The 7041-nt window shown below is 66.6% G+C and carries 6 protein-coding genes; 3 read left to right on the plus strand and 3 right to left on the minus strand.

Translation table 11 applies throughout. From position 1 onward, the window contains the following. Positions 1-45 precede the first annotated feature (45 nt). Both N5D45_RS22485 and N5D45_RS22490 read right to left on the minus strand, forming a co-directional pair. Positions 46-1473, minus strand: a complete 1428-nt coding sequence (locus tag N5D45_RS22485; RefSeq protein WP_010482555.1) for an amino acid permease — start codon at positions 1471-1473, stop codon at positions 46-48. A gap of 82 nt (positions 1474-1555) precedes the next feature. Next, positions 1556-3031, minus strand: coding sequence for an amino acid permease (locus N5D45_RS22490; RefSeq protein ID WP_197657226.1), 1476 nt, complete (start codon positions 3029-3031; stop codon positions 1556-1558). Between the two features lie 133 nt (positions 3032-3164). Between N5D45_RS22490 and N5D45_RS22495 the strand changes: the two genes are divergently transcribed. Next, complete coding sequence (locus N5D45_RS22495; protein WP_279939654.1) at positions 3165-3779, plus strand: NUDIX hydrolase; 615 nt, start codon at positions 3165-3167, stop codon at positions 3777-3779. Positions 3780-3873: 94 nt separating this feature from the next. On the opposite strand, the gene serA is transcribed toward N5D45_RS22495, so the two are convergent. Further along, positions 3874-5115, minus strand: coding sequence for a phosphoglycerate dehydrogenase (serA, locus tag N5D45_RS22500; protein ID WP_049409039.1), 1242 nt, complete (start codon positions 5113-5115; stop codon positions 3874-3876). A 169-nt stretch (positions 5116-5284) separates the two neighbouring features. On the opposite strand from serA, the gene N5D45_RS22505 reads away from it, so the two are divergent. Then, complete coding sequence (locus tag N5D45_RS22505; RefSeq protein ID WP_164193701.1) at positions 5285-6673, plus strand: FAD-binding oxidoreductase; 1389 nt, start codon at positions 5285-5287, stop codon at positions 6671-6673. Between the two features lie 62 nt (positions 6674-6735). Next, a complete protein-coding gene (locus tag N5D45_RS22510) occupies positions 6736-7035 on the plus strand; it encodes a DUF2388 domain-containing protein (protein WP_010482550.1) in 300 nt (99 codons plus the stop codon). Positions 7036-7041: the final 6 nt, after the last annotated feature.

Consider the following 7041-nt stretch of genomic DNA (forward strand, 5'->3'; position numbering starts at 1 on the left):
TTAAAAGGCGGGTGCAGGGCCGCAGGCCCTGCAATTCAGAAAACCTTACTTACCCCGCAGGCGGCTGTGCCTGAACCCGTAGCAGAAATAGATCACGAAACCGACGAACGTCCACACGCCCATCAGCATCCAGTTGTGCATCGTCATCGCCGACAGCAGCGCCAGGCAGCTCAGCACGCCCAGGCTGCAGATCAGCCAGGCCATCGGCATGCGGAACGGGCGCGGCAGGTCCGGCTGGGTGCGGCGCAGGATCAGCACGCCGGCACACACGGCGGCGAACGCGATCAGTGTACCCATCGAGGTCAGCTCACCGAGGATGTCCAGCGGGAACAGCGCCGCCAGCAGCGCGATGCCGATGCCGGTGATCACGGTGTTGATGTGCGGGGTGCGGTACTTCGGATGGATCTTGGTGAACACCGGCGGCAGCAGGCCGTCGCGGCCCATGATCATGAAGATGCGCGGCTGGCCGATGATCATCACCAGCACCACCGAGGACAGGCCGACCAGCGCGCCGACCTCGACCACCCAGCGCAGCCAGCCCAGCTGCGGATGCGCGGCCACGGCAGTCACCACCGGCTCGTCGGTGCCGAGCAGCTGGAACGGCACCAGCCCGGTCATCACCGCGGCCATCGCGATGTAGAGCACGGTGCAGATCACCAGCGACAGCATCATGCCGAACGGCATGTCGCGCTGCGGATTCTTCGATTCCTGCGCCGCCACCGACACCGCCTCGAAGCCGATGTAGGCGAAGAACACCATCGCCGCGCCACGCAGCACGCCTTCCATGCCGTACTTGCCGGGGCCTTCGTTGGCGGGGATGAACGGCGTCCAGTTGCTGGTGTCCACGTACTTCCAGCCGACCACGATGACCAGCAGGATGAGGCCGGTCTTGAGCACGACCATCGCCATGTTCATCGCCGATGACTTGCTGATGCCGACGTAGCACAGCCAGGTCAGCAACAGTACCAGTGCCGCGGCGGGCAGGTTGGCGATCGCACCGGTGGGGCGCAGCTGGGCGTCCAGTGGCGCACTGACCAGCGCCGCTGGCAGATGGATGTCGAACTGGCTGAGCAGGCTGAGGAAGTAGCCGGTCCAGCTGACCGCCACCGCCGAGGCGGAGACGCCGTATTCGAGCACCAGCATCCAGCCGATGAACCAGGCCGAGAGCTCGCCGAAGGTGGCGTAGGTGTAGGTGTAGGCGCTGCCGGAGACCGGCACCATCGAGGCGAACTCGGCATAGGCCAGCGCGCAGAAAGCGCAGCAGATGGCGGCCAGCACGAAGGACAGCATGATGGCCGGGCCGGCGTGGTTGGCGGCGGCCTGGCCGGTGATGACGAAGATGCCGCCGCCGATCACCGCGCCGATACCCAGGGCGGTCAGGCCCCAGGGGCCGAGGTGGCGGCGCAGGCTCAGGCCGTTGGCGTCTTCATGGGCGGCATGCGGGTGCTTGGTGGCCCACAGTTGCTTGAACATGTGTGGTGGTCTTGTCGAAGCGCGCCATGACCGGCGCGCGGGGAAAACGGACGGGCCGGCGCGAGGCCGGCCCGTAGGCGGATCAGGGCGATTTGGCCAGCTTGCTGTTGCGGATGCCGTAGCCCAGGTAGATCAGCAGGCCGAGCAGCGTCCAGCCCACGAACAGGTGCCAGTGCACCACGAACGCCTGCCAGAACAGGAACAGGCAGGTGGCCGCGCCCAGCGGGCAGATGATCCACACCACCGGCACGCGGAACGGGCGATGGATCTCCGGCTTGGAATAGCGCAGCACGAGCACGCCGATGCAGACCGTGGCGAAGGCAAGCAGGGTCCCCATCGACACCAGTTCACCCAGCACGTTCAGCGGCACCAGGCCAGCCAGCGCGGCGGCGATCACGCCGACCACGATGGTGGCGACGTACGGGGTGCGGAAACGGGCGTGGACCTTGCCGAAGAACTTCGGCAGCAGGCCGTCGCGGGAGATGGTGTAGGCGATGCGGGTCTGGCCCATCATCATCACCAGCACCACGGAGGACAGGCCGGCGATGGCGCCGATCTCCACGAACGTCTTCAGCCAGGACAGGGTCGGGTAGGGCTCCAGCGCGGTCGCCACCGGCTTGTCGGTGCCCAGCAGGTGGTACGGCATCATGCCGGTCAGCACCGCACAGACGATGATGTAGACGAGGGTGCACACGGCCAGCGAGCCGAGCAGGCCGATCGGCATGTTGCGCTGCGGATCCTTGGTTTCACCGGCGGCGGTGGAGACCGCATCGAAGCCGATGTAGGCGAAGAACACGATGGTGGCCGCGCGGAACACGCCGCTCCAGCCGAACTCACCCGGCACGCCGGTGTTTTCCGGGATGAACGGCTGCCAGTTGGCCGGGTCGATGTGGGCCGCACCGATGCCGATGAACAGGCAGATGACGGTGACCTTGATCGCCACGATGATCGCGTTGACGAAGGCCGACTGGGTCACGCCCACGTACAGCAGGCCGGACACCGCTGCCACGATCAGCACCGCTGGCAGGTTGAACAGCTTGCCGGAGGCGATGAACTCGCTGCCTGTCCAGGCGATGGGCGCGGCACTGAGTGCATCCGGGAACGGCATGTGCAGCGTGGTGGTGATGAAGCTGATCAGGTAGGCCGACCAGCCCACCGCGACCGAGGCCGAAGCGAACAGGTATTCCAGCACCAGGCACCAGCCGATGAACCAGGCCATGCCTTCGCCGAGAGTGGCGTAGGAGTAGGAGTATGCGCTGCCGGAGACCGGCATCATCGCCGCGAACTCGGCGTAGCACAGGCCCGCCAGGGCGCAGGCGAAACCGGCGATCACGAACGACAGCATGACGGCCGGGCCGGCGTGGTTGGCCGCGGCCTGGCCGGTCAGCACGAAGATACCTGCGCCGATCACCGCACCCACGCCAAGCAGGATGAGGTGTTTAGCCGTGAGGGTCCGTTTCAACGTGGCTTCGCCGTCCAGGCTGCCTTCGATGGGTTCGCCGGCATCGACGTGCCCGGCCGGTTCAACCGGCTTGACCCTCAACAGAGCTTTCAGCATGCAGTACTTCCTAGTGATCGGATGGGGTGGGCCGCCGATACGTTGCCGGCAACCCTGGAATGGTGAAGGCCGCGCGAACGGCCCGCTGTACCTTAGCCAAAGCTGAAGCCAACGCACAAGCGCAATCGCAACAATGAGCGGCGATAATGAGCAGTATTTTTCCAAACACCGCCCATTCATGAGCCAGACCGCCGAAACCCTTGCCGTGCTTGACGATCGCCTGCGTGGCCTGCTGCGGGACTATGCCCGCCGCGAGCCTGCCCACGACGCACTGGCTGCCGAATTCGGCACATTGCTGGACGATCCGGAAGATCCGTTCCGCCGCGAGCGCCTGGCCGGCCACTTCACCGCCAGCTGCTGGCTGGTCAGTGCCGATGGCCAGCGCCTGCTGCTGACCCATCACCGCAAGCTGCAGCGCTGGCTGCAGCTGGGCGGCCACGCCGACGGCGACCGCGACCTGGCCCAGGTTGCGCTGAAGGAAGCCGAGGAGGAGTCCGGCTTGAGCGGCCTGGTGCTGGAAGACCCGGCCATCTTTGATCTGGACAAGCATTGGATTCCGGAGCGCAAGGACGTGCCGGGACACTGGCACTACGACGTGCGTTTCGTGATCCGGGCGCTGGGTGGCGAGGCCTTCGTGCTCAGCGAAGAGTCGCTGGAGCTGGCGTGGCGGCCGGTGACCGAAGTCGCCGCCGATCCGGAATCGGATGAGTCGATGCAGCGCATGGCGCGCCGGTGGTTGGCGCGCTAGCAACCTGTAGAGCCGAGCCGATGCTCGGCTCGATGCGGGCCGGAACCGCAGCCGAGCATGGGCTCGGCTCTACAAGTGCAAGGCGGGACGCGCGTCAATACAGGATGCGCGTCCGCAGCGTGCCCGGAATCGCGGCCAGCTCGTCGCGCACGGCGGCGGCCTGCGCCTCGCTGGCGGTAATGTCGATCACCACGTAGCCCACCTTCGGGTCGGTGCGCAGGAACTGGCCGTCGATGTTGACGTTGTGGCGCGAGAAGATCTCGTTGACCTTGGACAGCACGCCCGGCACGTTCTGGTGGATGTGCAGCAGGCGCAGGCTGTCTTCGTGTTCGGGCAGGGTCACTTCCGGGAAGTTGACCGCCGACAGGGTGCTGCCGTTGTCGCTGTAGCGCACCAGTTTGGCCGCCACTTCCACGCCGATGTTGTCCTGCGCTTCCAGCGTGCTGCCGCCTACGTGCGGGGTCAGGATCACGTTGTCGTGGCGGGTCAGCGGCGATTCGAAGATATCGCCGTTGCCCTTCGGCTCGACCGGGAACACGTCCAATGCAGCGCCGCCGACGTGACCGCTGGCCAGTGCGGCATCCAGTGCATCGATGTCGACCACGGTGCCGCGCGCGGCGTTGATCAGGTGCGCGCCCTTGCGCATCTTCGCCAGCTCCGTGCTGCCGATCATCCACTGCGTGGACGGGGTTTCCGGCACGTGCAGGGTGACGATGTCGGCGCGCGCCAGCAGGTCGTCCAGGCTGGCGGCAGCACGGGCATTACCCAGCGCCAGCTTGGTTTCCACGTCGTGGAAGATCACCTGCATGCCCAGCGATTCGGCCAGCACGCCGACCTGGGTGCCGATGTGGCCGTAACCGATGATGCCCAGCGTCTTGCCGCGCACTTCATGGCTGCCGCTGGCCGACTTCGACCAGCCGCCGCGATGGCATTCGGCGTTCTTCTGCGGAATGCCGCGGGTCAGCATGATCGCCTCGGCGATCACCAGCTCGGCCACGCTGCGGGTGTTGGAATAGGGCGCGTTGAACACCGGGATACCGGCCAGCTCGGCCGCGTCCAGGTCGACCTGGTTGGTGCCGATGCAGAAACAGCCCACCGCGATCAGGCGCTTGGCCTCGGCCAGCACCTCGGCACTGAGCTGGGTGCGCGAGCGGATGCCGACGATGTGCGCGTCGGCGATGCGTGCCTTCAGTTCGTCCTCGGGCAGCGCCTTGGTGTGCGCTTCGATCTGGCTGTAACCGGCGGCGCTGAATACCTCCACGGCGGTCTGGCTGACCCCCTCCAGCAACAGTACGCGGATATCCTGCTTCGGGAACGAGGTCTTCTTCGGCGACATGAGGCAACACGGCCAGTGGGACAGGGGCCGACCACTATGCCAGATCGAAGCCCCCATGGTGCAGTGCGCAATTGGTTGCATCCGTAGCGATCGGCGCGGCTGCGGGGCTGGACGCTGGCGCGCGCCGCTGGCACGCTTGCCCGTTCTTCACGCACCGCGCTGGACCGTCATGACCGATTCCCGCATTGCCACGCTGCAGCAGGCCTGTCCCGGCCTGAAGCTGAAGACCGACCCGGCCGACCTGGAGCATTACGGGCGCGACTGGACCCGGCGCTGGACGCCGGCGCCGCTGGCGATCGCACTGCCGGCCACGGTCGAGGAGGTGCAGGCGGTGATGCGCTGGAGTGCAGGCGAGGGTGTGGCCGTGGTGCCGTCCGGCGGCCGCACCGGCCTCTCCGGGGGCGCGGTGGCTGCCAACGGCGAGCTGGTGCTCAGCCTGGAACGGATGAACAAGGCGCTGGCCTACGACGCGGTCGATCGCACCCTGGTGGTGCAGGCCGGCATGCCACTGGAAGCTGTGCACAATGCCGCGCTGGACCACGGCCTGATCTACCCGGTGGATTTCGCCGCGCGCGGGTCCTGCACGATCGGCGGCAACATCGCCACCAATGCCGGCGGCATCCGTGTGATCCGCTACGGCAACACCCGCGAGTGGATCGCCGGGCTGAAGGTGGTCACCGCCAGCGGCGAGTTGCTGGAGCTCAACAAGGGCCTGATCAAGAACTCCAGCGGCTATGACTTCCGCCAGCTGCTGATCGGCTCGGAGGGCACGCTGGGCGTGATCGTCGAAGCCACGGTGAAGCTGACCGACCCGCCGCCGGCCAGCAACGTGATGCTGCTGGCACTGCCCAGTTTCGAAGTGCTGATGCAGGTGTTTGCTGCGTTCCGCGCGCGCCTGCAGCTGCAGGCCTTCGAGTTCTTCACCGACCGGGCGTTGGAGCACGTGCTGGCGCACGGTGCGCAGGCGCCGTTCGACGAGGTGCATCCGTACTACGTGGTCACCGAGTTCGCCGCCGGCGACGACGCTCAGGAAGCGGCGGCGATGGCGGCCTTCGAGGACTGCATGGGCAACGGCTGGGTCAGCGATGGGGTGATCAGCGCCAGCGACGCCCAGGCCGCCCAGCTGTGGCGCCTGCGCGAAGGCATCACCGAGTCGCTGGCGCGCTACAAGCCCTATAAGAATGATGTCTCGGTGCGGATCTCGTCGATGCCGGCGTTCCTGGCTGAAACCCAGGCATTGATCGGGCAGGCATACCCGCACTTCGACGTGGTGTGGTTCGGCCATATCGGTGACGGCAACCTGCACATCAACGTGCTCAAGCCGGATAACACCAGCGACGCCGATTTCGTGGCGCAGTGCGAGCAGGTGACCAAGCTGTTGGCGCAGGTACTGGCGCGCTTCGACGGCAGCATTTCGGCTGAACACGGCATCGGCCTGGTCAAGAAGGGCTACCTGGACAGCACCCGCGGCCCGGCCGAGATCGCGCTGATGAAGGCGGTCAAACGCGCGTTCGATCCCCAAGCGCGGCTGAATCCCGGCAAGCTGTTCGACGTTTGAGCCGGACAAATCCTTCACGCACCCGTTACGCTCCACGCTTCCTCACAACCGGCTTCGAACCGATGACCCGTCCGCTTCTGCTGCTCGCCCTGCTGTCCCTGCCGCTGGCCGGCTTCGCTTCCAGCTTCGCCGGTACGTCGGCCGGTTCGGCCACGGGTGCGTCCTCCGGTTCCTCGGGCAGCAGCTCGGGTGATGACAAGGTGGTGCTGGCTGCACGCGACGATGCGGCTGCATTCGTCGCCAGCGATGGCGAGATTCGTGGCGCCCGCCTGCAGGCCGCACTGGTCCACCTGCGTGAGCAGAGCGCCGCGGCACAGCAGCAGAGCGATCTGGAACTGGCCCGCGCGCTGCTGGCACGTTGATCCAGG

It is taken from the genome of Stenotrophomonas sp. GD03819 (genome assembly GCF_029841665.1).
GTDB lineage: Bacteria > Pseudomonadota > Gammaproteobacteria > Xanthomonadales > Xanthomonadaceae > Stenotrophomonas > Stenotrophomonas geniculata.